Raw genomic sequence first — 24,334 nt, 5'->3', positions numbered from 1 at the left:
AATGAACTTCTTAAAGCATCGTAACTTAATATACCAATTTACCAAGAGACAGATACAGCTTCAGTACAGAGGAAGTTACATGGGAGCGGTCTGGACCTTGCTAAGCCCGTTGCTAATGCTTATGATCTATTCATATGTCTTTGGCTTCATATATGGCGGATCCTTCGAAGTAGTGACGAATGAGACCCCATATCAACACGCTGCTGCGATACTAATTGGAATAACTCTTTTTGGTTACTTTTCGGATATTCTGGCGATCTCTCCAACAGCTGTTTCTTCAAATCCCAATTTTGTGAAAAAAGTCGTGTTTCCTCTTCAGGTCCTTCCTATCTCTCACGTCACTCAAGCCCTATACAACGCAATTATCAAATTTGTATTTTCGGCCATTCTTATAGCATTTTTCTGCGACAGATCGGCCATTCCTTTTCTTTATTTGCCCATTATAATAATTCCGATGTTTCTCGCAGGAGTGGGAATAAGCATGATACTATCCTCCCTAGCGATATACATAAAAGACATATCCAACTTTATCGGCTTCCTTAATATGGCACTATTGTTTTCCAGTGCCGTCTTCTATGGAACTAACTTAATCCCCGACGAAGCTTGGGAAATATTGAAATACAATCCACTGATTCATTTCATAGAATGGACTCGATTCACTCTCCTCTGGCAAACAGGAGAAACACCCGCAAACATTTACTACATCTATGGAACAAGCATCTCCGTCTTTTTCCTGGGTACTTTCGTATTTAATCGCTTAAAGGAATCATTCGCCGATGTCATCTGAGACTTTAGCAATCAAAGCGTCGAACCTATCCAAGCATTACCGAATCTGGAAAAGCCAATCCGCACGTCTGCGAGCGTCATTTTGGTCATTAGTAAAGCGCTACAATCCTAACTACACCAACAAACACTTTCGAACATTCAAGGCACTCGACAACGTTTCATTAAATGTCCAAAAAGGCGAATCCGTGGGCATTATCGGAAGAAACGGAGCTGGTAAAAGTACCCTCCTCCAGATTGTCGCCGGGACCCTTAAACAAACAGAGGGTGAATTGAAAGTAACTGGAAAAGTTGCCGCCTTACTTGAACTAGGTTCGGGTTTTAATCCGGAGTTCACGGGAAGAGAGAACATAAAAATAAATGCCACAATACTTGGTCTCACACCTGAAGAAATTGATGAACGAACGCCAAAAATCATAGAGTATTCCGAAATCTCTGAATTTATTGACCAACCCGTGAAGACGTATTCTAGCGGCATGCAAATGAGACTGGCGTTTTCTATTGCTGTTCACGTTGATGCAGAGATTTTTATCATAGATGAAGCTCTGAGTGTAGGCGACGCCTGGTTTCAGCTAAAGTGTTCCAAAACAATGGACAAATTGGTGAAGTCCGGCAAAACGCTGCTGCTCGTATCGCATAGTCCGATCGCAATAAAAAACTACTGCAAACGAGCCGTCCTTCTAGATCAAGGTAAAGTAATTGTAGAAGGTAACCCAAATGATGTTTGCAATTTATACTCAAAATTGACTAGTGGTGTCAGCATTGAAGAAGCTAAATCTGAAGACACAGAATCTGTATCTGAAAACAGCGAGCCTTTTGCCGAGAAGCAAGCAAACAAAAAGTCTAGAGAGGAACGCCTAGAAACAATACTATCAAATCTCTTCAAAAAGCGCTCAACCAATGGTTCAGAGATTCAAGATCTAAAAGAGTTTGAGTATGGAAAGAAACTGGGAAGACTTGAAAACATCTCCATCCTCGGTGCGAACAACGAGGAAAAGAATATATTTCTGCCTAGAGATTCGCTCCAACTAAAATTCTCTGCTAGAGGCGATGAAGACATTCTCGACTCCGTTTTCGGGTTAACTGTAAAATCCAAGACAGGACAAGAAGTATATATTTACAACACAATGTTTTCGAATACCCCTACCCCCGCGATATTACGCGGGAGTAGTCCCCACTTTTGCATAAAGATCGAATTAAATCTAATGCCCGGCGATTACTTTCTCTCGCTCGGGTGGGTTTTCTTCTCAGGCGATGATATCAAAGTCATCCATAGAAAATACGATTTTCACAAGATAACAATACTGCCGGAAGATCATTGTGCTGGAATCGCAAATCTATATGCGCAATTCGAAACAATCTCATAAAGACGCCTAAGGACTCCATAGTCTAAATTTTTTCTCTAAAAATGAATAAAATCTACCCTTTAGCAGACACTGTGATCACCGATATTGAAAAGTCTGCTCTTACCCTGAACAAAACATCAGGAACATGCCCAATCTGTGAAAAGTACGTCGTCTTTAGCAATTGGACAGAGAACTTCCGAGAGAGCGGGATATGCGAAGAGTGCGGTTCAACGAATCGTCAGCGCCAAGTGGGCGTTGGAATAGGCAAAGTATACGATCAATCAATAACAGAATTAATTAACAGCACAACCCTTTCTATTTATAATACAGAGGCAAAAGGACCAATACACGAAAAGTTGAAGGCGCACAAAGACTACACTTGTTCAGAATACTACGGGCCTCAATTTGCATCAGGCGAACTAGTCGACGGAATCCGAAACGAAGACGCACAGAACCTATCCTTTGAAGACGATTCCATCGACCTCATACTTTCCACAGACGTATGGGAACACATTCCGAACCCTTACCTAGCACATAAAGAAGTTTACCGCGTATTGAAAAAAGATGGACGACACATCTTTACTGTTCCATTTCACAAAGGAGGCTTCCTTGACGATATTCGAGCAGAGTTAAAACCCGACAATTCCATATACCACTTTTCTGAACCTATCTATCATCATGACCCAATCAGACCAGAAGGCGTACTAGTTTACACAATTTTCTCTATAGAGATGCTGTGTAAACTATCTGCAATTGGCTTCCATACGAACATGTACAAATTGTATTCACCAGAACAGGGAATACTTGGTAACAATGGCTTGCTATTTGAAGCAATCAAGGTATAGAGACTTCGTCCCCCTTTCCTAGTCTATCTTGATCGTTGCTTTCTATAATCTTCTTCAATTTTTCGACAACACCCGAATCTAAACGTTCATACCTAAGAGCCGTTTCTCTCGCCTCATTCGCTATACGCACTGACTCAGGTTTACGATACAACTCAATAACTCGTTGGGACTGTTCACAAAGTTCATCAATCGATCTGAATCGAAAACCGTTTGTGCCAGTCTCCACGATTTCTCTCTGGCCACCTGCATCATATACAACGGGAATACACCCATAACTCATTGATTCACAGGTTGTAATACCGAAGTGTTCGAAGAGCTCTGGGCTTTTCATACTTTCCCCATATCCAGTTGCCTGCCAAAAAAGATAGGACTTCTGATAGAGAGTATTTAAAACAGACCTATCTACGTCTACATGAAACTCGACAGGTAAACCCTCCGCTAGATGTCGTAGTTCTTTCAAATAGAGCACATCTTCCGGAGCCTTCATCATAGTTCCTACTAAGGTCAGAACCCAGTGGTCTCGTACCTCTTTGAGTTCACAAAGCGTACGAAAGGCACGTATAAGGACATCTTGCTTCTTGTTGTGTGATCCTACTCTTTCAGGAAAAAAACGACCAACACTAATGATCCGTTTCTCTTTTTCCTGGCGAGAACTATTCGGCGAGTTGATCTCTGGCGTCAGTATCGAGGCACTTCTCCTCCAACGTTTCTTAATCCAATGGCGGGTATATTCCGAATTTGCAATTATAGTATCATAAGATCTAACAAAATCGGCCTTAAAAAGTTTAACAATGTTAACGTCATCCTCCCGAAAACCTCCTGATTCGCAAAGAAGATTCATATCAACTGGTGCTCCAAGTATCCTACGGTCACTAACTCCCGGTTCGTAGCTCGGGAATTCAATCGTTATAGATGAAATGAATGGTTTGACACCACGTATTATTAACTCATCCAAATCAGCCTTTACAACAAGGCACCCGCTACTTCGAACTACAATCCGCTCATCTCGGTTCGCGTTTGGATTAATTCTTCTAAAGGGAATTCGTAGCTCCTTTCTAAAAGTATTGAACGTCCATCGAGACTTGGGATACGTCCACATGAGACCATCCGCTTCTTTTTCGTATGAACCACTTATAACAATAGCTCTAGGAATGTTAAACTTAGACTTAACCTGCCTTATTCTTTTATGGGGAAAGAAAGTAAAGTACACAGAATGCGTAGCTAGGCTGTACAGACTAGAGCAATAGGTTGCATTGACGAATAGATCATAATCGCAAGTCCTCGCGACCAAAGCATTATCAGATAAATCGGGCCAAACAACCACTCTGCAATTGCATAATTTAAGTGATAGCTTCTCTCGAAGAGATTCTAGATCAAAGGGTTTTACAGATATCAAGTCTACTTCCGATCCGCTAAATACCGCATCAATCATAGAACCTACATGCCTCTCTCCCCCTCCAAGCGTAGTCCAGTATCTATTATAAATTCCAATTCTCATTTTTACCAAACAAACGCTGAAACAGGTATTTAAACATACCTCGAATCGTATCTTTTTTCAATTTTACGCTATTATATTTTGGAGATAGCCCTCCTACTGGAATAAAATAGTCTCTTAACTCTTTGAAAATAAGATAAAGAATTCTGACGTAACTAGTACAATTTCGAACCAGCAACCAACGGTAATTACGGTATACATGATAATTAAAGAATGGACTTCTCTCTCCAGCAGAGCCTCCATGAATATGTCGAACTACACTCCTAGGAGTATACCTCAAGCGGAATCCTTGCTTTCGTAGCCTCCAACTTAAATCGGTGTCTTCAAAATACGCAAAAAAAGAATTGGGGAAAATATCTTCTCCAACCGCTCTTCGTCTTAGCAGTATTGAACATCCGCAAACTGAATCCACATTTCTAGAGTCATTATACTGTCCTATATCCTTTTCAAAAATACCGATATCTCCAACCTCTCGCTCGTTCTTAATATAGGACCCGGCATTATTAATTACATCAAAGAAATTATCCCTCAGCAATTCAGAAAGACTCAATCGCTTTTCTTGCTCGTCCATAACAACATCAATTGATAGGTCTCCTGATTTCAACTGTACGACGGAGTCAAAAAGTTGAGGATTAGTACGCAAATACAAGTTTATTGAATGGGAATTTGCTGGTATCCATATCGTCGCTTCTCCATTAGTCCAACGGAATTCCCTTCCTTCTACCACTTCTTTGTCGTGAAGTCCCCCTTTAGAAAAAACCTTAACTGGTTTGCCGTCTTCATCTTCAATAGAGATAAAAACACCTAACTCTCGTGAGTCCTTCGACAACCCAATCTCACTTGGAGTAAAAGTAGGACTTGTGATACGCAATTCAGCATATTTGCTATTAAAAAGTATCTTTGAGTTTACGGCCGCAATATCCGGTGAAATCATAATCTCTCGGTACAATTCATATAACCAGTTATCTTCCGGTATTGTGTCATTGTTAAGCAGTGCGACAAACTCCTCGCTGCTATTGCGGTAAGCCAAATTATTACCACTTGCAAAACCAACGTTTCTCTCAGGGACTATCAAATCGATGCGTAGACTATCCCTGTGACATAATGCAATCTTTTCGCATGATTGATAATCGCCATTTACGACCAACGAGATACGAAATCGTTTAAAAGTTTGCCTTTTGAGAGCCAGAAACAATTTATCCAAGTAGTGAGCTCCATTATAGTCTACAACAATTACAAGAATTTCTGGCAATAGACTTTCAAAGTGTTCTATTATTTGCTGTCTCTCGGCTTTAAATTGTATTGTTACCGCGTCGAGTTCTGCTGCCTTTAATCTTTGAAGTGTCTTCGTTTCCTCTGCATGCAAGTCGCGAATCCTCACGATCTCTCCTTGATAGACACTGTCCTTATCCTGAAGTAGACTGTCACGTTCCTTAACCAGTCTGTCTATCTCTTCTCGAAATGCGCGATCTTTGTCGGCTAACATGCTATCGCGCTCAACCCCGATCCGTTTAATCTCTGCTTGATAATCTTCATCCTTACTGAGCAACAACTCTTCCCTTTCATCTGTGAGCCTTTTAATCTCAATTTGGTAAGCTTGATCTTTATCTAAGAGGAGTTTCTCACGTTCGAGAGAAATTCTCTTTATTTCCAATTGGTATAACTTATCCTTCTCTGATAACAGTTGTTCTCTTTCTTGTATTATTCTATCTATTTCATTCCGATAGCTAATGTCCTTGTCTAATAACAGCCTATCTCGCTCAGCTCCAATTCGTTCGATCTCAGTCGTATAAGCCTCATCTTTCTTCGTAAGTAAACAATCTCGTTCCTTTATAATCCTCTCGATCTCTTCCTGGTAAGCTTTATCTTTTCTATCAAGCAATTGATCTCGTTCTGCGCTTATACGGTCAATCTCATTCCGATAGAGGAAATCTTTTTCTGACAATTGTTTTTCTCGGATATCTGTTAAGTTCCTATTTTCCTCTTCCAATCGACAGGCAACAGATTTTAGATACCCAATCCCCTGCCACATACACCCTAATTTTGATAAGAAACCGTTCTTATTCAAAACATCGTAAATCTTCGAAAGGTTGTGTCCAAATACCGGGCCAAACGTACTCTTCTGAAGTCGTAGAGCTTCTAACGATATCTGTTTTAACCACATATAAAGGCAGGTAGCGTCACTCGGCCTTTCCTTTACTCTATCAATTAAATTTTCCCTATCGAAATCAATATTAGAGAACGAAACAAACCGCAGTGTATCTTCTTTATAAAAATGTGTATAGCGTGTATACTCTAAATCAATTAAACAAGGTTCGCCATTCGGTCTTATTATTATATTTTGTGCGATTAGGTCTCCTGGTGAAAATCGGACCATTGGCTCTTCCTCATCAATAAGCTCTTTAAGTGCACTCACAACCGAAGTGACTTCAAAACTAATCAAAAGGCCTGACTCTACGAGGGTATGCAACGACTCCTCCAGTTCAATTATTTCCCGTAATCGACTCTCAGAAGTCGAAAACTCCAATGCATCATCTAGCCTGTCGAGCAAACCTAGGAACACATTTACAACATCATTTCGAGTTAAAACACCTTCTTTATATAAATCACTAACAGACGTTCCTTCTACAAACTCTGAAACGAGTAATGCCTTATTCTTGAAATTAATTCTTCCCAAGGGCCTCTGAACGAAGTCAGCAAACCTACTATACAGTCTTTCGATATCTGGAAACCTCGAGGTAAGATCAGTTACTTCTTTTATCGTTAAAACTTCGTCACAGTCTGTGGTGCACTTAAAAGTCTTGGTTTTTATAGGTTCAAATTGAACACATTGTTTACCACGTAAGAGTTCATTAGACTCAATCCAAAAATCAACTTCCTCTTTTAACGTTTTCACGCGAAAGCAACTATATAATAACTAGGTGAGAAGTACTTTAATACCCCCATTCGAGCAAATGTGCGATAATGGGATTTGAGCTCCCTATTTATATCTATACTTGCACCATCATAACCCGACCGCTCGTTTGGTACGGTTTCATTCAGAGCGAAATTAGTTAACCCCTCACTATCGTTAACACTTATGACACGTTCAGGGATTTTGTAATCAGGGAATGCACAATAAAACTCTATGGGAAGAAAACCAACCTTCTTCAGCAGATCTTCATACTCATTCATTGTCATTGTTCTAACTCTCGGCGGTTCAACGTTTTGATCTTCAGAAATTTTAACAACTGTCTCCCAATCCAAATTTAACAGATTCGGGCGACCAATATGGTCATCTGGCACTCCCAATAAATACTTTAAACCTATCCTATTTTCAATACCTATGACGATGCGGCCTCCAGGTTTGAGCTGTTGCTTCGCCCGTCGCAATAAATCGTATTGAGCTTCGGGAACGGTTTTACTACTAAAGGTAAACTTAGGAATCCACTCAAGAACTCCATTAAGTATGATAGTATCAAACTTTTCCTGAAAATGGATTTTACCGATGTCGGCAGCTATGCCACAAAACCGACTAGAATCACCTTCCACTCTCGATATCAGCTGCGTGAATACTAGTTTATCTAAACTCAAGTCTACGCAAAACAGATCGTTTTTTTTCGTTAAAGGGGCTGCAATCTGTCCCCATCCCGATCCGATATCTAATACTCTCTGATCGCACAAACTTAGGCTTTCTGTATAAAATCGATGCCTCGCATCGGAAGTGATGATATCGCTTATCCAACTACCTACACCAAACTCATCAAACACAGCTTGCTTCCAAGGTTTACCTTCCCGAATTTCCCTAACGATTCGGGATATCGCAACAACTCCAGTATCTCGGTATGAATCGGTAGCGTTGAAATCGTAGACACCTCCAAAATCTACCGTTCTGGATTCACCTGTTGTTTCAATAAATATTTGCATTTTTTAATAATCCGAAAACACCCATGCTCAATAAATATGCTTTTATGCAATTCATGGTCTACTATTGACCAGGCTGGCTTGAGCCAGCTTCACTTACTCTCAATGGTTCCCTAGATTTATGCCTTTGTCTTGGCAATTTATCATATCTTTCTTCGAATCGTTCATACTCAAATACAAAGTTTGCGTCGCTAGTGTCTCTTTCTACCCTCAATATACGCTTATTTCCAAGCTCGTGACCAATCTTCTTTACAGTTTCCAAATTGTTACCAGCAGCTTCAGAAATTGGAATAAATTCGTTTTTTCCTCCGTACACTAGAGCGAACAGAACATGACGATAATCGAGGTCACTTACAATAATTTTATCATTACCATAGCGTCGTGAGAAATTTTTCAATGACCGTTCCGCACCATCCATCTCAATTTTGTATTCCGATCCAGCATAGATTCTCATTTGCAGTAAGACCATCAGTATTAGAAGGAAACGTGATAACCATTTGTACCTCATCCGGTGAACAAGATACAAGGCAATCAAAATGAGTCCAGGGGTGACGATAGGCAAAAACCTGCGAACTGAAAAGTACATTTGCGGAGACGCTGTAGTATTGTAGAGCATAAGTGCAGCAAATACAAAAAAGCATCCAAGGTAGGCAAGAAGTGAACAATGCTCCACTCTCTTAACTTCCTTTCTAACCATATACATGGCTCCTACAAAACCGAGCAAGACACATACGTAGTTTAGAGTGTAGGTAACATTTAAAAGAGTATTTTCTCGATAAGAACGAAATATTCTGCCGAAAGCCTCCCTTTCATGAAACGGTTCCACATTCGGCCGCACATAATAAAGCATTATGAAAATTGCTAAACCAAAAATTCCACCCCACATCGGCCGAATCGTTTTGATGTAGCTAAGCCAGCGTTTAAGACCCAACTCTTTAAAAGTAAGCAAGAACAAAAGTGCAACAGTGATGCCTGAGAGTTCGCGCTGGTATCTAATCAAAGGAAATTCGATATATATTCTGAAAAAGTACAATCCATGGTTTTCCTTCATGAACGTAAGCACGCACACAATTCCAATTGACCATAGGAATAATTGTAGTCTCCTACTTGGCAGACAGTCACTGACAACAAGCCACAAAGCAAAGGGCAAGACATATAGAAAACCGTCGATACGCATAGCAACAATTGACATAGCAGCTAAGAAGAGCGTAGTCATCAATAAGATCGGTCCCTGCTCCCGCACACGAATAGCATAATTACACACTAATACAAGAAACAGTAAATGGAATTGCGTTGGAATCTCAGAAAAAGTAGACAATCCAATAAAGAGTTGCGATGGCACTAACATAAAGATCGCCGTACCAACAGAAGAGGTCCAAAAATTTGTACACTCCCTAACAAGCAAATAAAATGCTGCAAACGCCATTCCCGCATATAAAACTGATCCATATCTTATCAGTTCCCTATTCAACTTACCAAGAACTGCGTGTAAAACCACCGGACCAGACAAAAAGTCACTTTTTAGGTAGTACTGTCCTTCATGTTCTTCGGGGATGATTCCATTAAAACTATAATTATAACGACCTAGTAAAGCCGGTATTTCAGTTTCATTAATCGTGGAGCTGCTCAATACTCCCCATGACTTCATTGGTTTGTGCAATTCGCCGTAGTCTACCAATGCAACTGCTTTCGCGTAATAGACCGAAGGATCTTGGCCACCTACAATAACTTCATTTGGTGACCGATACAAATAAACGAACATTGCTAGTAAAATAGATAGAGTCAGTATTTCCATACCATTTGGAATCGATATTCTCAGTTTCCTAAAGGCACCATAAGACATAGCACCGCCAACCCCAAAGGTAATCCAAAAGACAGCTACAACGAGATCAAAACTGAACCCAAAATAAAAGATCAATTCAGTTAAAACCACCGAAGCAGAAATCGACAGTGCGAGCCCGAAAAATACCGACAACTTCAAAGTTACCGCCATTCTTAATATATTCTCATGCATTTTGCTATCCTGCATCAACTCCTCGTCTCATTAAGTGGGGTACTATTGGGGCTTTGATAAAAAGCGACAGTAGATAACTCCACAAGTCGCCTATTGCTGCGGCTATTCTTAGAAATACAATCGCTATCACAAGTTCTACAGAGTCTGATTCGTTTTGTACCAACATTGCGAATACAGTTTCTCGAACGCCTAAACCACCGGGAGAGCCTACAACAACGTATCCTACTACCCAAGAAATGGTCAAAACTGAGTGTAATTCATACAGGTCCATCTGAATAGGTACTTTCATACCAACCAAAATCACATAGAGTATTGTTGTTTGTAAAATAAAGATCATGTAGTAACATGACACTGATTTTAACACCCCATACTTACTATAATGTACCTTGAACAAGATTCTATATTTTCCTGCCCGAAAAACAGCCCAAGCGATTACAGACAACACCATCATTGTGATCAAAACAGGTGCCACAAGGTAACTCAAAAAATACGAGGTGCTTACAAAAAACAGAACAGCAACACTAGCAGCGAGAAAGACTAGTATTATGCTTTCTGCCAGAATTGAACGTACTGCTGCTGAAACTCCCCCGTAAACAAGCTTGTATTCCAACGCCCTTCCCACGAACTGGAACACGTTCCCTGGAACGTACTTAGCAATTTGCGTCTTCAGACAGATCTTTTGAGCAAAACGTGGATCAATCTTTTCTCCAAATACAATGAGAAGCGATGACCATCCAAGTCCCAAGAATACGTTAAAGAGAATCCAAAGAATCGAACCAAAAAATATGGAGAGAACAACACGTATGCTCAAGTATAGAGCATCAAATTCTGACGACTTTTGGTACAAGGCGTACGCGATGAAAATAATCCCCAATACAGTAAGAACATTGCCAAGTATCCTTAAATTCTTATTTTCTAGTATTGATCTTACTTTCACTGGTCAGTTTTTCTTCAATGTACTTGAGCCTCAACTGATTTTGCTGAAGAAGCCTCCTGTTTACAGAGAGCAAATCGCTTATAACACCGACTACAAACATTTGTATCCCTGACCCAATCAGAATTGCAGCCAAAATAAGCGATTGGATCTTTCCTGCTTCACCTTCTGTTATAAAGTAATATAAAAACCTTAGTCCAATTAAACCTCCTATCACGTTTAATATCGTACCGATCGTCAGAAAGAAACGCATTGGCTTGTATATTACGTAAATTCGAAACAGCGTAGCGATAGAACGATTCACGTAGGAAAATATGTTTTTAACCAGTCTTGATTCTCGCGTCTTAGAGTTCACTCGTACGGGTACGTTGATGATACTTAGCCCCGATTGCCCCGCTTGAATAAGCGTTTCCAGGGTATATGTATACTCGCTAAATACATTTAGCATCCGAGCCGCTTCACGAGAAAATGCCCTAAACCCGCTTGGAGCGTCTGTTACATTAGTATTACTAAACTTCCTCACGACTGAACTACCAAGCTTCTGCAGTAATTTCTTGATAGGAGAGAATTCCTCAATCTCCGATATCGGTCGAGCTCCTACTACGATATCTGCCTGACCACCTACAATAGGTTTAACGAGTTCATGAATTCCCTTCGCGTTGTACTGATTATCAGCATCTGTATTGACGATAACGTCAGCTCCGTAGGAAACGGAACTCTCGAGACCTTTAAGAAACGCTTTTGCTAAACCGCGATTAACCGGTTGCCTAACTATGTGATCGACACCATTAGCACGAGCCACTTCTACGGTTCGATCTGTGCAACCATCATCCACGATCAGCCATTCCACCCTGTCGAAGCCTTCTACTTTTCTTGGTAAGTCATGTAGAGTCTCGGCTAGAGTCTCCTCTTCGTTATAACAGGGTATCTGAATTATTAACTTCATCACAAAAAAACCCACTTCCCTGGGTGGGAAATGGGTTATCCTTAAAAATAGGGTAGAACAACTACTTTTTCTTTTTCAGCAGCTGCTGGATGTTGGCGTACTGGATGGTGGTTTCGAGCTGGTTGATTTCCTCTTCGCTCATTTGGCTGGCGTTTTTGAGGGCTTCTTGGGCACGGGCTTGGGCGGCTTCGACTGCCGATAGATCGATGTCGGCCACGTCGATGGCGTGTTCTGCCAAAATGGAAACCTTGTCCCCTACGCATTGGGCAAATCCTTTGCTGACAGCGAGATGGTCTACGCTGCCGGATTTGGTAACGGCGATATCCCCCGCCTGAACTTCGGTCAGCAGGGGGATGTGGCCGGGCATGATGCCTACTTCACCCGTGGTGGTTGGCACCACAACGGAATCGATTGTCTCGTCGTAGACTTTGCCGGATGGCGTAACGATTTCGAGCTGTATGGGCATCTTTCGAAATGAAGAGGTATGAAGTAAAAATGTGGTACGGGTTTCCCGTTAGGCCTTTGAGGCTTCGAGCACTTCGTCGAGTCCGCCCTTCATGTAGAAGTCGTTTTCTGCGATGTGGTCGAGCTCGCCGTCGAGGATCTGCTTGAATCCTTTGATGGTGTCGGCGACGGGAACGATCTTGCCTGGGAATCCGGTGAAGACCTCCGCCACGTTGAAGGGCTGAGAGAGGAACTTCTGGATCTTACGGGCCCGGAACACGGTTTGCTTATCTTCCGGCGAGAGTTCGTCGAGTCCGAGAATGGCGATGATATCCTGCAGGTCCTTGTAGCGCTGAAGCACGTTTTGCACGCCACGCGCAACGTCGTAGTGCTCCTGCCCGACCACCGCCGGCTCGAGGGCCTTGGAAACGGAAGCGAGAGGATCGACCGCCGGGTAGATACCCAAGTCAGCGATGGAACGCTCCAGTACGATGGTGGAGTCGAGGTGGGCGAAGGTGTTTGCCGGGGCGGGGTCAGTCAAGTCGTCCGCTGGAACGTAAACCGCTTGGAAGGAGGTGACGGAACCCTTGGTGGTGGACGTGATTCGCTCTTGGAGGGCGCCCATTTCCGATGCGAGGGTTGGCTGATAACCTACCGCGGAAGGCGAACGACCGAGCAGCGCGGACACTTCGGAACCTGCTTGGGAAAAACGGAATACGTTATCCACGAAGAGCAGTACGTCCTGACCTTTTTCGTCACGGAAGTATTCCGCCATGGAAAGAGCGGAAAGAGCGACGCGCATACGAGCGCCAGGTGGCTCGTTCATCTGGCCGTAGACGAGAGCGACCTTTGAGTTTTCAATGTTCTCCTGATCGATAACGCCGGAATCGGACATTTCGTGATAAAGGTCGTTACCTTCACGAGAACGCTCCCCTACTCCTGCGAATACGGAGTAGCCACCGTGGGTCTTGGCGATGTTGTTGATCAACTCCATGATCACAACGGTCTTGCCCACGCCAGCGCCACCGAACGCGCCAACCTTGCCGCCCTTAATGAACGGGCAGATGAGGTCGATGACCTTGATGCCCGTTTCGAGAATCGTAGCCTTGGTGTCCTGTTCGGTCAGGGGCGGAGCTGGACGGTGGATCGGGTACTTCTTGTCGAACTTGACGTCGCCACGCTGGTCGACGGGATCGCCGGTGACGTTGAAGATTCGGCCGAGCACGCCCTCGCCAACGGGCACCGAAATGGGAGCTCCGCTGTCGGTGATCTCCATGCCGCGCTTCAAGCCTTCGGTTGAGGACATGGCGACTGTACGTACTGTGCCTTCACCGAGGTGCTGTTGAACCTCTAACGTAAGATTCACCGTTTCGCCTGCGGCTGTGAACTCGATAGTGAGAGCCTGGTAAATCGGCGGAATGGAGTCTTCTGTAAACTGGACGTCTACAACGGGTCCAATGACTTGGAGGATCTTTCCGGTGTTGCTCATGTTACTAAATTAGGAAGTCAGAATTAAAATTGAGGAAGTTGATTAGACGATAGTCGAATGCTGCCGCTGCTAGCCGTTGGCCGAGGTCGCGGCAGCGATTTCCAGGATCTCTTGCGTGATGGCTGCTTGACGCGCCTTGTTGTACTGAAGGGTGAGAGAATCGAGCAGGTTGCTTGCGTTGTCCTTGGCGGTCTTCATGGCAACCATGCGGGCGCTGTGTTCGGAGGCGCGGGAGCTAAGGATCGCCTGATGAGCCTCTCTGTTTACGAAAAGCGGTAGGAGGTTGCTCAGAATGCTGACCGGATCCGGTTCGCACTTGAACATGCGATCGTCCTTGGTTGGCTGATACGGAGCTGCATCCTTGCCGCGCAGACCAGTGATCATGGCGTCGAGATCGACGATCGGTAGCAGCTTTGCGATAGACGCTTGCTGAACGAGCGTATTCACGAAACGGGGATAAAGGATCTCGATGGTATCGATTTCCCCCGCGTTGTACTTCTCGACCATAAACTCGACGATTTGCTTAACCTGAAGATAAGGAACTGCGTCCGGAACGGAAAACTCCGCGAGCAGGTCCAACTTGTTGCGGCTAACGAACTGCAGGCCCTTGCGGCCGATGGTCACAAACTTCGCGTCATTCTTCAGCTTCAGGATTTCGCGAAAGAGGTTGCTGTTAAGCGGTCCGCAAAGCCCTCGGTCTGTAGTGACTACAAGGATACCGCGCTTCTTGACCTCGCGCTCCTCAAGAAATGGATGTTCCACTCCATCGATACGCCCCGTGACATTGGCGAGCACTTCGGCCAGCAATGCGGCGTACGGCTGCCCTGACGACGCTTGCTGCTGGGCCTTCTTCATCTTCGAAGCCGCGACAAGCTCCATCGCCTTGGTGATCTGGCGAGTGTTCTTAACAGACTTAATACGGGTCCGAATTTCTTTGGTGCTAGGCATCTAGATGAAAGGTTCGCAAAGATTCTCGGCTGAGCGCGATTACGCGAAGGTCGGCTTCCACTCGTCGTAGGCCTTCTTGAGTTCGGCCTGAAGAACGTCGTCGATCTTGGCTTTTTCGCGAATGCTCACCAACAGGTCTTCCTTGCGGGAGGTGAAGAATTCGCGGATGGAGTTTGCGGCTGCCACGATCTTGGAGACTTCGATGGAATCGTAGTACTTGTTTTGGATGCCCCAGAGTACGGCGACCTGCTGCTCGATAGGAATCGGGTTGAAGGCTGGCTGCTTGAAGAGTTCCACGATGCGGGAACCGCGGTCGAGCTGAGCCTTGGTCTTGGCGTCGAGGTCGGAGCCGAACTGGGCGAAGGCCGCTAGCTCGCGGAACTGGGCGAGCTCCAGCTTGATCTTGCCTGCGACCTGCTTGGTGGCCTTGATCTGAGCGGCGGAGCCGACGCGAGAGACCGAGAGACCAACGGAAACCGCGGGGCGGATGCCTTGGTTGAAGAGGTCGGTCTCCAGGAAGATCTGGCCGTCGGTGATGGAAATCACGTTGGTCGGGATGTATGCGGAAAGGTCGCCTGCGAGGGTTTCGATGATCGGCAGCGCGGTGATGGATCCGTTTCCGTTTTCCTCGTTCACGCGAGCGGAGCGCTCGAGAAGGCGGGAGTGCAGGTAGAAAACGTCGCCCGGGTACGCTTCGCGGCCGGAGGGGCGCTTGAGTACCAGCGACATCTGGCGGTAGGCCGCAGCGTGCTTGGAAAGGTCGTCGTAAACGATAAGAGCGTCCATGCCGTTGGACATGAACCACTCGGCCATGGCCACACCGGAGTAAGGAGCCAAGTACTGGTCGGCTGCGGCGTCCGCGGCCGGCGCGGTGACGATGATGGTGTACTTGAGAGCTCCGGCTGCTTCGAGTACGCCCAGCGTACGGGCGACGTTGGAATTCTTCTGGCCGACCGCGACGTAGACGGAGTAGACGGGGCGGAAGGAATCGTCGCCTGAGGCCAGTCCGACGTCGTTGATCTTCGCCTGATTGATGATGGTATCGATGGCGATGGTGGTCTTGCCGGTACCGCGGTCGCCGATGATGAGCTCGCGTTGACCACGGCCGATCGGGATCATGGAGTCGATGGCCATAATGCCGGTAGCGAGCGGCTGATCCACGGACTTACGTTCGATGATGCCGGGCGCGATTTTTTCGACCGGGTAGGTTTCGGAGCTTTCGACGGGGCCCTTGCCATCCACCGGACGTCCGAGAGCGTCTACCACGCGCCCCAGCAATCCCTTGCCGACGGGCACGGAGAGGAGCTTGCCGGTGCATTTGGCTTCGTCGCCAGCTTTGAGGTGAGTCGATTCGCCAAGCATGACGACGCCTACCTCGTCCTCTTCGAGGTTTAGGGCGATTCCGATGGTTCCGCCGGGGAACTCGATCATCTCGTTGTACATGACCTCGGAAAGGCCGTCTACCTTGGCCACACCGTCGGCGATCTGGATGATCTTCCCGGTGTTGCTCTGGACCGTTTTGGCCTGGAGGTTAGCGATCTGCTGTTCGATTTGCTCGATGACGGAACTCATGGTTGTTCTAGCGTTTTGAAAGGTGCTGTCTTAGCGAAAGTGCGAAATGGAGGGGTTATGAGAGGGATGCCCTGAGCTCTTCTAGCGAGCCGGCGACGGAGTTTTCGTAGAGGTCGCAGCCCACGCGAACGCGAAGCCCTGCGATGAGGGAGTCGTTCTGCCGGCTTGCCACAGTGATGGAACGCCCGTAGTGAGCGGAAAGTTTCGAAGCGATGGACGCGGAAGCGGTGGCGGACATGGCGCCCGCATGCTCGACGACGGCAGTGCTCTTGGCCAGCTCGCGCTCTACCAGCTTAAGAAAGACCTTGAGGATGGCGGCGTATCCACGCGGTGGATTCTTTTCCAGAGTCTGCAAGATCGCTAAAGCGCGCTCTTCGGAAATCTGAGCGTTTTCGTCGAGGGACATCTTGAGGAGCGCCTTGGCGAAGTTGGTTGCCTGCTTGTCGCGTTTCATGAAAATTTATGATGCCAAGTTTCGGCTCAGACCAGCGAGGCGCTGGCGCGTTCGGAGTAGCGGGACTTTTCGTCTTCGCTCAATTCCTTGGAAAGCACCTGAGCGGTGGTGGCGACCACGAGGCGAGCGATCTCGCTCTTGGCTTCGGCCAGCATCTGCTTGCGATCGTTCTCGATCTGCAGCTCGGCTCTCTTGGTGATGTCGTCCGCGACCTTGATAGCGTCCTGGGCCGACTTGGAGATACGGGCTTCCGCGGTTTCGCGGGCTTCGGTGACGATGGCCTTGGCTTCAACGGAAGCTTCGGCGAGGATCTTTTTCTTTTCCTCCTCCGCCTCGGCGAGCTTCACCTTCATCTCCTCGGCGTACTTGAGGCCGGCATCGATCTTGGACTCGCGCTCATCCATAGTCGCAAGCACAGGCTTGAAAGCGAACTTCCAGAGAACTCCTGCCAGGATGGAGAAGCTGATCGCCTGCATCACGATGTACTTCCATTCGATTCCGAACTCGGTGAGGAGGTCTGCCGATTCTGTCGCGGCTTGCGGATCTGCTGCCGCCAGGATTTGGATGAGGTCAGTCATTTGTGAAATGGGTATTCGAAAAGCGTTACGAAACAACTGGGAAGGCGCCGTTCGCGGGGCGAACGACGCCCTTTGGAAAAATCAAGCGATGCTTAACTGATGAAGAAGATGGAGAGGATGCCGAGACCTTCCGCCAGAGCCATACCGAGGATGGCCTGCACGAGGATCTTACCGGAAGCGCCTGGATTGCGACCCACTGCTTCCGCGGCCTTGAGGCCGATCATTCCCACGCCAACTGCAGCGCCGAGAGCGCCGATACCTGCACCGATGTTACCAGTGATTTCTGCAAGGATGTTCATTTGTCTATTGGTTTTGTTTAGCTGTTATATTGCCGCCCACGTTTTATTGCACATGGTCCCGACAACAGAGTGCGCTCTCGATCAATGGTGCTCCTCCCCATCTCCGTGGTTGCAGATGAGTCCAATGTAGACGCTGAACAGGAGGATGAACACGAGCGGCTGCACGAAGCCGACGATCAGTTCGAGAAAGTAGAATGGGAAAATGAAGCCGGTCTGGTGGAGCAAGCTCTCGCCGCCGTAGATGTTTCCGAAGAGACGGACCGAAAGCGTGAGCGGACGGATGAGAATGGAAACGACTTCGATGACGCCCACGATGAGAAAGATCGGCCACAGCGCCATCCACATGAAGGCCCCGACTTCCTTCTTGTCAGCCTTGTTGCCGAAGAGGTCCTTGATCAGAACCGCCGGACCATCGAGCTTCAAAACGATGAAGAGCCAAGCGATCATAGCCACCGCCGCGAGCGCGATGGTGCCGTTCCAATCCGCATTGGCCGGACGAATCCAAGGATCAGTGAGGTGAAAATGGCCTTCCGCATCTACGGTGCCGCCACCGATGCTTCCCACACCAGGGATCAGACCGCTCCAGTTCTGGATAAGAATGTAGAAAAACAGACCGACGATGACCGGCAGCGACGCTTTGATGGCCTTCTTGCCCACGATAGGGGCCGTGGTTTCACGAATAAAGTTGAGCACCGACTCGATGATGGCCTGTCCCTTGGAGGGCACTAGCGACGGACGACCCACCATGATGCGAATTGCAATGATGAGCAGAATGGAAACCACCCAACCTGTCACCATGGAGTTGGTAACCGGAAGCCCGAAGATCGGAAAGAGAACTTCGGCTTTGGGGCTAACTGCCGCAGAGGAGTTAGTGGCCGGATACACTGCGGCCAGCGTGAAGAGGAGTGCTAGTTTTCTGCCTGGCATAGGTCGATAGAAAAAGGATTAGTTGGACGAGGGCTGGGAAGCCGTCAACTCTCGAAAAGTGTTTTTGGGGGTATTAGGGGAAATTGTACCTTTTCGCCCCGCAGTTAACACCTCCGCTTATAGACACCGTTAGAAACGCTTGAGCGAGGAAGGGGGTGAATTTCGCAAGGTCTCGAATCCATCTTCAACTGGCCTGGAACCGTTTCTGCCTTGGCAATTCGTTCCGCATTCTGCAAAAGCCTGCTACTATGAAGAAGGACAACTTGAATGAGGCGCTCTTCGAGCTGAAGGATCGCGAACGAGGCAAAAAGCCCAAGCCTTCCGCCAAGAAGCCGCGGGTGAAGCGCGGACGCCCCAAGGCCTTCGATTCCTTCTACGTGTTCAGCACCTTTCTGCTGGCGATGGGGCTCGCCCTGCAGGTTCTGGCGATCGTTCTCTACTCCTAGTCTCCCAAGGCCCTATCGAAAGGGCGCTAGCGAGTGGCTACGCTTCACCTCAGGGTAAGAAACCCTTATATATAGTGCTGCATCTCCACTCGATGTCGGGAGCGGATTCGCCACGGGCGGGGATGCCGCAGGTCCCTAGACGCGGCGGAGGATGAGCGACTGATAGCTGGGGGCTCGCGCTTGAAAGACGGTCTCCCGCTCGAAGGGCCATTCCCTCCCCTCTTCCCGCTCCCATGCCTGCTGCTCTGGAAGCAGCTCCAGGGCCCAATCGAAGTAGGGATCGTGATCGGTGCGGAAATGGCAAAGGACCCCTGGATCGCTGCGCTTGGCGAGCTCGTCCAGAAACGGCAGGCTAAACAGGCGCTTCTTCCAGTGGCGCTTCTTCGGCCATGGGTCGGGAAAAAGGATAAACACCTCAGCCAGCGTCACTTGCGGCGGCATCAAGTCGAGCGTTTCGAAGGCTTCCCCGCGCACGAAACTCAGATTGCCCTGCCCCGCCCGCTGGCGCTTGCGTTCCGCTCTCTCGATTCGGTCGCCGATGATGTCGATGCCTAAGCAGGTTTTGTCGGGAAACGCAGCCGCGTAGTCGACCAGCCAGTGGCCGTGGCCGCACCCGATCTCCAAAGTCAGGGAAACCGGCTCCGCGAAGCGCTTCGCGAGACGCTCCTTCAGGCTTCGACGCCGCTGGGCGACCCAATCCAAATGCTGCTCGTATCCGCTTGGCATGCGGCGGTATAAGCAGAGAAATCGCGAGCGGTTCAATCCGTAAATGGCGCCCGATCGACGCCGCTCCCCACCACTTTTCGGCGAAAGCGGCTTTCGTGGCTAGACCACGACGCGGCTACGCTCGGTGTTGGCTTCGAGCAACGGCAGACGGAAGCAGACGCGCAACCCGCCTTCATCCGCGTTTTCCGCCCAAACGCTCCCATGATGCCACTCCACGATGTGCTTCACGATGCTCAGCCCCAATCCGGTCCCTCCGGTTTCGCGTGAACGCCCTTTGTCCACCCGGTAGAAACGCTCGAAGATTCGCGACAGGTCCTCATCAGGCACGCCATTGCCATCGTCCTGCACCCAAAGCGTCACCTCGGACTGCTCGATGTCGGCGCCGATCGTCACTGCCCCACCCTCCGGAGAGTATTTGGTAGCGTTTTCCACCAGATTGTCGAACACCTGACGAAGCTTGAGCACGTCGAAGCGAACGCGAGCCTTCGCATCCTCGTCGAAACCCAACTCCACGCGCACGCCCGGACGCTTCACATTCATGCGATAGTCGACCACGATCTCGCGAATCCAAGACAGCACGTCTGTCTCGCTCCAATCGAAGCTGGGGGCGTCGCTCTCCAGTCTCGAGAGGCTCAGCAAATCGCTGATCAGCAAGGTCAAGCGTTCCGAATGCCGATGGATGGTCTTCAAGAACCGATCCCGATCGCTTTCGTTCATCTCGGCATGATCGGTGACCAAGGTTTCCGCATAGCCCTTGATCACGGACACCGGCGTCTTCAGCTCATGCGAAGCGTTGGCCACGAAGAGCTTGCGCGTTCTTTCCAGCAGCTTCTGACGAGTGATGTCGTGCAGCACGAAGAGGAAGAACGGAGCATTGCCCTCGAAAGCGTCCGCCAAGCGGGCGCCAGTGATTTCGAGCCAGATTTCGGAGGAGCCCACCTTGAAGCCGATTTCCTTCTTGGATTCGCCTTTGCCCTTCTTGAACTCCCACACGAAGTCGAGAAATTCCGGACTGCGTATGCCGCTCTCCAAACGCTGCCCCACCCGTTCGCCCATGCGTGGGAAAATATCCTTCAAGGCGTTGTTGACCAACAGGATGTAGTTATCCCGATCGACGATGACCACCCCTTCCTGCAGGCTGCCCAAGGTGGTTTCGATCTGATTGAGCTGACCACTGCTCTGTCGGCTGAGGCTAGTGATATCGCCGATCAATCGATTCAGCTCCTCGATGAGCAGACGCCAGTTTTCGTTGGTGCCGCGAAACTCCTGGCTATGGGTCAGGATCGTGGTGCGGCTGATGAGGGACTCCGCGAGGAGCCGAATGGCAACTTTTTGCCGGAAGTATTTGAATGCGAAGAAGATGGCGAAGCAAAGAGCAACGCCTAAAAGGATCAGGTCCATCGGATGTTAGCGGCTTTCCACTAACCGATAGCCCACCCCACGAACCGTCTCAAGCCAAGAGGCTTCGTCGCCCAGCTTTTCACGCAAGCGACGCATATGGGTATCGACCGTGCGCGTTTCGATATCGTTTTCGTAATTCCATACCTTCTGCAGCAACGTCTCGCGCGTCTGCACCTTGCCACGCTCCTGAAGAAGAAGCTTAAGCAGCCGGAACTCCGTCGCCGTCAGATCGACGGGGCTGGACGCGACTTCGACGCGATGATGCTCCACGTCCATGCGAATCCGATTAACTTCCAAAATCTTGTTTTCCTCCGGCTCTCCCATTCGCTTGAGCATGGCGCCCACGCGCAGCATGAGCTCCTTGGGACTGAAAGGCTTGCAGACGTAGTCGTCGGCGCCGCTTTCGAAGCCTTCGATGCGGTCGCCCTCCTCCGTCTTGGCGCTGAGGAAAATGATGGGCACGCCCTTCAGGCTGGAATCAGCCCGGATCAAGCGACACACCTGGATGCCGTTCAGGTCCGGCATCATGATGTCGAGCACGATCAGCTCCGGCCGAAATTGCCGCGCCGTCTCCAGCGCGAGTCGTGGGTCGTTTAGGGCGCTGATTTCATAACCGCGTTGACGGAGATGATACCCCAACAATTCGGTGACATCCACCTCGTCGTCGACGACAAGAATCCTGCGAGCTTCGTTCATGCTTACCATAGCCAATAGATTATTCGAGGCGATTGTTACAAGCGAATGCGTTAGGGCAACCGTCCGTGAGTTACATTTTGGCAACACTCCACCTTCGGCAGAACCTCGCAAGCCTCTGAGCGAGAGAGGGATGCAAATCGCTCATAAAAATCTTATTCCTTTGACTATCAACCACTTACCTACCCAAAGCTACCATAAGAATGCTGATATCCGAAGGGTTGACACCACTGATGCGGCTGGCCTGGCCTAGGTTGGCTGGCATGGTTTCCTTGAGCTTGGCGGCTGATTCGTTGCGCAGGCCCTTCACCTTTGCGAAGTCAAAATCCGGTGGAATCTTGATCCTCTCGACATCGTTGAGCTTTTCGATCTGTCGCTTTTCACGCTGAAGGTAGCCATCGTATTTCACCAGATAGACCACCTGGTCCCGCACGGCAGGTTCCAATGACAAAAGCTCGCTCGGGTACTCTTCGGGCTTGATGTTTCGGCGCAGCATAGTCGCCCAAGTCACCCCCCCTACCCGATTCGTTTCCAGCCATTTCACGCCCTGCTCGATGCGGCGCTGCTTGACGCGCATGCGCTGCAGACGATCCGGCGGCACAAGACCGAAACGAGCCGAGTACTCAAGCAAACGGGATTCGGCGCTGCCGTGATTGAAAAGCAGACGGTGCTCCGCCCGGCTGGTGAACATGCGGTAGGGCTCCTTGGTTCCTTTCGTCACCAGATCATCGATCAACACTCCGGTGTAGCCATCATGGCGCTTCAAGGTCATCGGCTCCTCTCCCCTCACCTTCAGCACGGCATTGACGCCAGCGATCAACCCCTGACACCCCGCCTCCTCGTAACCGGAGGTGCCGTTGATCTGACCTGCGAAAAAGAGGTTTTCCACCTTCTTCGACTCCAGATGCGGGAAAAGCTGGGTCGGCGGAGCGAAATCGTACTCCACCGCATAAGCCGGCCGCAGCAGATGGGCTTTTTCCAGCCCTGGAATGGACTGCAGCATCTCCATCTGAGCGGCGAACGGCAAGCTGGTGGAAAGACCGTTGATGTAGTACTCGTTGGTGTTTCGCCCCTCCGGCTCCAGAAACAGCATGTGCCGATTCTTGTCGGCGAAGCGCACGAACTTGTCCTCGATGCTAGGACAGTAGCGAGGACCCGTCCCCTGGATCTCTCCGCCATACATGGCGGAAAGGTGCAGGTTGTCGTTCACGATCTGCTGGGTTCTGGGTGACGTGTAGGTCACCCAGCAGGAAACTTGCTCCGAACCCGGCTTCCACCCAGCGAACCGCTCCCCGCGATGTTCCACGTGGAACAAATCCTTGTCCTCCCGCGTGTCGTAGAATGCGAAGAGCGTGGGATTCGCATCGCCTTGCTGCTCCTCCATCACAGAGAAGTCGATCGATCGTCCCAGGATTCTGGGTGGCGTGCCGGTCTTGAGCCGCTCCAGCTCGATCCCGGCATCGAGAAAGCTGCTGGAAAGGGTTTTGGCTGAATAATCGCCCATGCGGCCGCCTTCGTTCTTGTTTTTGCCGATGTGCATCAGGCCACGCAGGAAGGTGCCGGTGGTGACGACGAGCGTCTTGCCGAAGAACTCGACGTCCAGATTGGTGCGGCAGCCGACGACTTTTCCGTTCTTAAAGATCAACCCGGTCACCGTCGCCTGAAAGATGGAGAGATTTTCCTGGTGCTCGAGCACGTGCTTCATGCGCAAGGCGTAGACCTTCTTGTCGCACTGTACGCGAGGGGATTGCACCGCGGGCCCCTTGGATTCGTTGAGCAGGCGAAACTGTATGCCGGAAACATCGGCGTTGACCGCCATTTCTCCACCGAGAGCGTCTATCTCTCGTACGATATGTCCTTTGGCGACGCCTCCGATCGCGGGATTGCAGCTCATGGCAGCGATGGTGTCGATATTGCCGCTCAACACCAAGGTTCTCGCTCCCATGCGAGCGGCAGCCAAAGCGGCCTCGCAACCGGCATGCCCAGCGCCGCAAACGATCACATCGTACTCATCCAGCATTTTGCTCATAGCCGGAAGACGATAGGGGAGAGGGGACCCAGCTCAAGCCGGAACGCAACCCACTGCAAACG

Annotated in this window: 22 protein-coding genes; 4 read left to right on the top strand and 18 right to left on the bottom strand. The window is 48.7% G+C overall.

Features of this window, described 5'->3' with window-relative positions:
- The first annotated feature begins 1 nt into the window (after position 1).
- From QEH54_RS14580 to QEH54_RS14570, 3 genes are read left to right on the top strand one after another with little or no spacing between them, the layout of a single operon-like run.
- The gene (locus QEH54_RS14580) at positions 2-787 is read left to right on the top strand and encodes an ABC transporter permease (RefSeq protein ID WP_309019432.1); all 786 of its coding nucleotides are present in this window, start codon (positions 2-4) and stop codon (positions 785-787) included.
- Positions 777-2,150: an ABC transporter ATP-binding protein gene (locus tag QEH54_RS14575; RefSeq protein ID WP_309019431.1), complete on the top strand. Its 1,374-nt coding sequence runs from the start codon at positions 777-779 to the stop codon at positions 2,148-2,150. Before QEH54_RS14580 ends, QEH54_RS14575 begins: the two co-directional genes overlap by 11 nt.
- A gap of 41 nt (positions 2,151-2,191) precedes the next feature.
- Positions 2,192-2,974 carry a class I SAM-dependent methyltransferase gene (locus tag QEH54_RS14570; RefSeq protein ID WP_309019430.1) on the top strand — a complete coding sequence of 261 codons (783 nt, stop codon included), beginning with the start codon at positions 2,192-2,194 and terminating at the stop codon, positions 2,972-2,974.
- Here QEH54_RS14570 and QEH54_RS14565 read toward each other — a convergent pair.
- The 14 genes from QEH54_RS14565 to QEH54_RS14500 form a co-directional block, all read right to left on the bottom strand.
- The gene (locus tag QEH54_RS14565; RefSeq protein ID WP_309019429.1) at positions 2,964-4,472 is read right to left on the bottom strand and encodes a glycosyltransferase; all 1,509 of its coding nucleotides are present in this window, start codon (positions 4,470-4,472) and stop codon (positions 2,964-2,966) included. The genes QEH54_RS14570 and QEH54_RS14565 overlap by 11 nt on opposite strands.
- Complete coding sequence (locus QEH54_RS14560) at positions 4,453-7,365, bottom strand: glycosyltransferase (RefSeq protein WP_309019428.1); 2,913 nt, start codon at positions 7,363-7,365, stop codon at positions 4,453-4,455. Before QEH54_RS14560 ends, QEH54_RS14565 begins: the two co-directional genes overlap by 20 nt.
- Positions 7,362-8,375, bottom strand: coding sequence for a class I SAM-dependent methyltransferase (locus tag QEH54_RS14555; protein ID WP_309019427.1), 1,014 nt, complete (start codon positions 8,373-8,375; stop codon positions 7,362-7,364). Before QEH54_RS14555 ends, QEH54_RS14560 begins: the two co-directional genes overlap by 4 nt.
- A 61-nt stretch (positions 8,376-8,436) precedes the next feature.
- A complete protein-coding gene (locus QEH54_RS14550; protein WP_309019426.1) occupies positions 8,437-10,386 on the bottom strand; it encodes a hypothetical protein in 1,950 nt (649 codons plus the stop codon).
- 4 nt (positions 10,387-10,390) lie between these two features.
- Positions 10,391-11,323, bottom strand: a complete 933-nt coding sequence (locus QEH54_RS14545; RefSeq protein WP_309019425.1) for a hypothetical protein — start codon at positions 11,321-11,323, stop codon at positions 10,391-10,393.
- The gene (locus tag QEH54_RS14540) at positions 11,295-12,266 is read right to left on the bottom strand and encodes a glycosyltransferase family 2 protein (protein WP_309019424.1); all 972 of its coding nucleotides are present in this window, start codon (positions 12,264-12,266) and stop codon (positions 11,295-11,297) included. The genes QEH54_RS14545 and QEH54_RS14540 overlap by 29 nt, the downstream gene beginning before the upstream one ends.
- Before the next feature lie 61 nt (positions 12,267-12,327).
- Positions 12,328-12,732 (bottom strand): ATP synthase F1 subunit epsilon, encoded by a 405-nt coding sequence (gene atpC, locus QEH54_RS14535; protein ID WP_309019423.1) that lies wholly within the window; start codon positions 12,730-12,732, stop codon positions 12,328-12,330.
- Positions 12,733-12,780: 48 nt separating this feature from the next.
- Positions 12,781-14,199, bottom strand: coding sequence for a F0F1 ATP synthase subunit beta (gene atpD / locus QEH54_RS14530; protein ID WP_309019422.1), 1,419 nt, complete (start codon positions 14,197-14,199; stop codon positions 12,781-12,783).
- 69 nt (positions 14,200-14,268) lie between these two features.
- Positions 14,269-15,147 carry an ATP synthase F1 subunit gamma gene (gene atpG, locus QEH54_RS14525; protein ID WP_309019421.1) on the bottom strand — a complete coding sequence of 293 codons (879 nt, stop codon included), beginning with the start codon at positions 15,145-15,147 and terminating at the stop codon, positions 14,269-14,271.
- A gap of 39 nt (positions 15,148-15,186) precedes the next feature.
- A complete protein-coding gene (atpA, locus tag QEH54_RS14520) occupies positions 15,187-16,719 on the bottom strand; it encodes a F0F1 ATP synthase subunit alpha (protein ID WP_309019420.1) in 1,533 nt (510 codons plus the stop codon).
- Positions 16,720-16,774: 55 nt separating this feature from the next.
- Positions 16,775-17,173, bottom strand: coding sequence for a F0F1 ATP synthase subunit delta (locus QEH54_RS14515; protein ID WP_309019419.1), 399 nt, complete (start codon positions 17,171-17,173; stop codon positions 16,775-16,777).
- A 26-nt stretch (positions 17,174-17,199) separates the two neighbouring features.
- Positions 17,200-17,751, bottom strand: coding sequence for a F0F1 ATP synthase subunit B (gene atpF, locus QEH54_RS14510; RefSeq protein WP_309019418.1), 552 nt, complete (start codon positions 17,749-17,751; stop codon positions 17,200-17,202).
- A gap of 92 nt (positions 17,752-17,843) precedes the next feature.
- Entirely contained in the window at positions 17,844-18,050 is a 207-nt protein-coding gene (locus tag QEH54_RS14505; protein WP_309019417.1) for an ATPase, read from the bottom strand.
- A gap of 81 nt (positions 18,051-18,131) precedes the next feature.
- Positions 18,132-18,977, bottom strand: coding sequence for a F0F1 ATP synthase subunit A (locus QEH54_RS14500; RefSeq protein WP_309019416.1), 846 nt, complete (start codon positions 18,975-18,977; stop codon positions 18,132-18,134).
- A gap of 248 nt (positions 18,978-19,225) precedes the next feature.
- Here QEH54_RS14500 and QEH54_RS14495 point away from each other — a divergent pair, with 248 nt between their 5' ends.
- Positions 19,226-19,423, top strand: coding sequence for a hypothetical protein (locus QEH54_RS14495; protein WP_309019415.1), 198 nt, complete (start codon positions 19,226-19,228; stop codon positions 19,421-19,423).
- 135 nt (positions 19,424-19,558) lie between these two features.
- Here the strand turns inward: QEH54_RS14495 and trmB are convergent, their stop codons facing one another.
- From trmB to mnmG, 4 genes are all read right to left on the bottom strand, one after another.
- Positions 19,559-20,149, bottom strand: a complete 591-nt coding sequence (gene trmB, locus QEH54_RS14490) for a tRNA (guanosine(46)-N7)-methyltransferase TrmB (protein WP_309019414.1) — start codon at positions 20,147-20,149, stop codon at positions 19,559-19,561.
- 99 nt (positions 20,150-20,248) lie between these two features.
- Complete coding sequence (locus QEH54_RS14485) at positions 20,249-21,550, bottom strand: ATP-binding protein (protein ID WP_309019413.1); 1,302 nt, start codon at positions 21,548-21,550, stop codon at positions 20,249-20,251.
- Between the two features lie 6 nt (positions 21,551-21,556).
- Complete coding sequence (locus tag QEH54_RS14480) at positions 21,557-22,255, bottom strand: response regulator transcription factor (protein ID WP_309019412.1); 699 nt, start codon at positions 22,253-22,255, stop codon at positions 21,557-21,559.
- Between the two features lie 166 nt (positions 22,256-22,421).
- Positions 22,422-24,263 carry a tRNA uridine-5-carboxymethylaminomethyl(34) synthesis enzyme MnmG gene (gene mnmG / locus QEH54_RS14475; protein ID WP_345785661.1) on the bottom strand — a complete coding sequence of 614 codons (1,842 nt, stop codon included), beginning with the start codon at positions 24,261-24,263 and terminating at the stop codon, positions 22,422-22,424.
- Between the last annotated feature and the right edge of the window lie 71 nt (positions 24,264-24,334).

The sequence above is a fragment of the Pelagicoccus sp. SDUM812003 genome, assembly GCF_031127815.1.
In the GTDB taxonomy this organism is placed as follows: Bacteria; Verrucomicrobiota; Verrucomicrobiia; order Opitutales; family Opitutaceae; genus Pelagicoccus.
This window is presented reverse-complemented; position numbering and strand designations above follow the sequence as displayed.

Excerpts from the sequence above, each read along its gene's own strand:
- QEH54_RS14580 (WP_309019432.1), top strand. The coding sequence starts at position 2 with ATGAACTTCTTAAAGCATCGTAACTTAATATACCAATTTACCAAGAGA.
- QEH54_RS14575 (WP_309019431.1), top strand. The coding sequence starts at position 777 with ATGTCATCTGAGACTTTAGCAATCAAAGCGTCGAACCTATCCAAGCAT.
- QEH54_RS14570 (WP_309019430.1), top strand. The coding sequence starts at position 2,192 with ATGAATAAAATCTACCCTTTAGCAGACACTGTGATCACCGATATTGAA.
- QEH54_RS14565 (WP_309019429.1), bottom strand. The coding sequence starts at position 4,472 with ATGAGAATTGGAATTTATAATAGATACTGGACTACGCTTGGAGGGGGA.
- QEH54_RS14555 (WP_309019427.1), bottom strand. The coding sequence starts at position 8,375 with ATGCAAATATTTATTGAAACAACAGGTGAATCCAGAACGGTAGATTTT.
- QEH54_RS14550 (WP_309019426.1), bottom strand. The coding sequence starts at position 10,386 with ATGCATGAGAATATATTAAGAATGGCGGTAACTTTGAAGTTGTCGGTA.
- QEH54_RS14540 (WP_309019424.1), bottom strand. The coding sequence starts at position 12,266 with ATGAAGTTAATAATTCAGATACCCTGTTATAACGAAGAGGAGACTCTA.
- atpC (WP_309019423.1), bottom strand. The coding sequence starts at position 12,732 with ATGCCCATACAGCTCGAAATCGTTACGCCATCCGGCAAAGTCTACGAC.
- atpD (WP_309019422.1), bottom strand. The coding sequence starts at position 14,199 with ATGAGCAACACCGGAAAGATCCTCCAAGTCATTGGACCCGTTGTAGAC.
- atpG (WP_309019421.1), bottom strand. The coding sequence starts at position 15,147 with ATGCCTAGCACCAAAGAAATTCGGACCCGTATTAAGTCTGTTAAGAAC.
- atpA (WP_309019420.1), bottom strand. The coding sequence starts at position 16,719 with ATGAGTTCCGTCATCGAGCAAATCGAACAGCAGATCGCTAACCTCCAG.
- QEH54_RS14515 (WP_309019419.1), bottom strand. The coding sequence starts at position 17,173 with ATGAAACGCGACAAGCAGGCAACCAACTTCGCCAAGGCGCTCCTCAAG.
- atpF (WP_309019418.1), bottom strand. The coding sequence starts at position 17,751 with ATGACTGACCTCATCCAAATCCTGGCGGCAGCAGATCCGCAAGCCGCG.
- QEH54_RS14505 (WP_309019417.1), bottom strand. The coding sequence starts at position 18,050 with ATGAACATCCTTGCAGAAATCACTGGTAACATCGGTGCAGGTATCGGC.
- QEH54_RS14500 (WP_309019416.1), bottom strand. The coding sequence starts at position 18,977 with ATGCCAGGCAGAAAACTAGCACTCCTCTTCACGCTGGCCGCAGTGTAT.
- QEH54_RS14495 (WP_309019415.1), top strand. The coding sequence starts at position 19,226 with ATGAAGAAGGACAACTTGAATGAGGCGCTCTTCGAGCTGAAGGATCGC.
- trmB (WP_309019414.1), bottom strand. The coding sequence starts at position 20,149 with ATGCCAAGCGGATACGAGCAGCATTTGGATTGGGTCGCCCAGCGGCGT.
- QEH54_RS14485 (WP_309019413.1), bottom strand. The coding sequence starts at position 21,550 with ATGGACCTGATCCTTTTAGGCGTTGCTCTTTGCTTCGCCATCTTCTTC.
- QEH54_RS14480 (WP_309019412.1), bottom strand. The coding sequence starts at position 22,255 with ATGGTAAGCATGAACGAAGCTCGCAGGATTCTTGTCGTCGACGACGAG.
- mnmG (WP_345785661.1), bottom strand. The coding sequence starts at position 24,263 with ATGCTGGATGAGTACGATGTGATCGTTTGCGGCGCTGGGCATGCCGGT.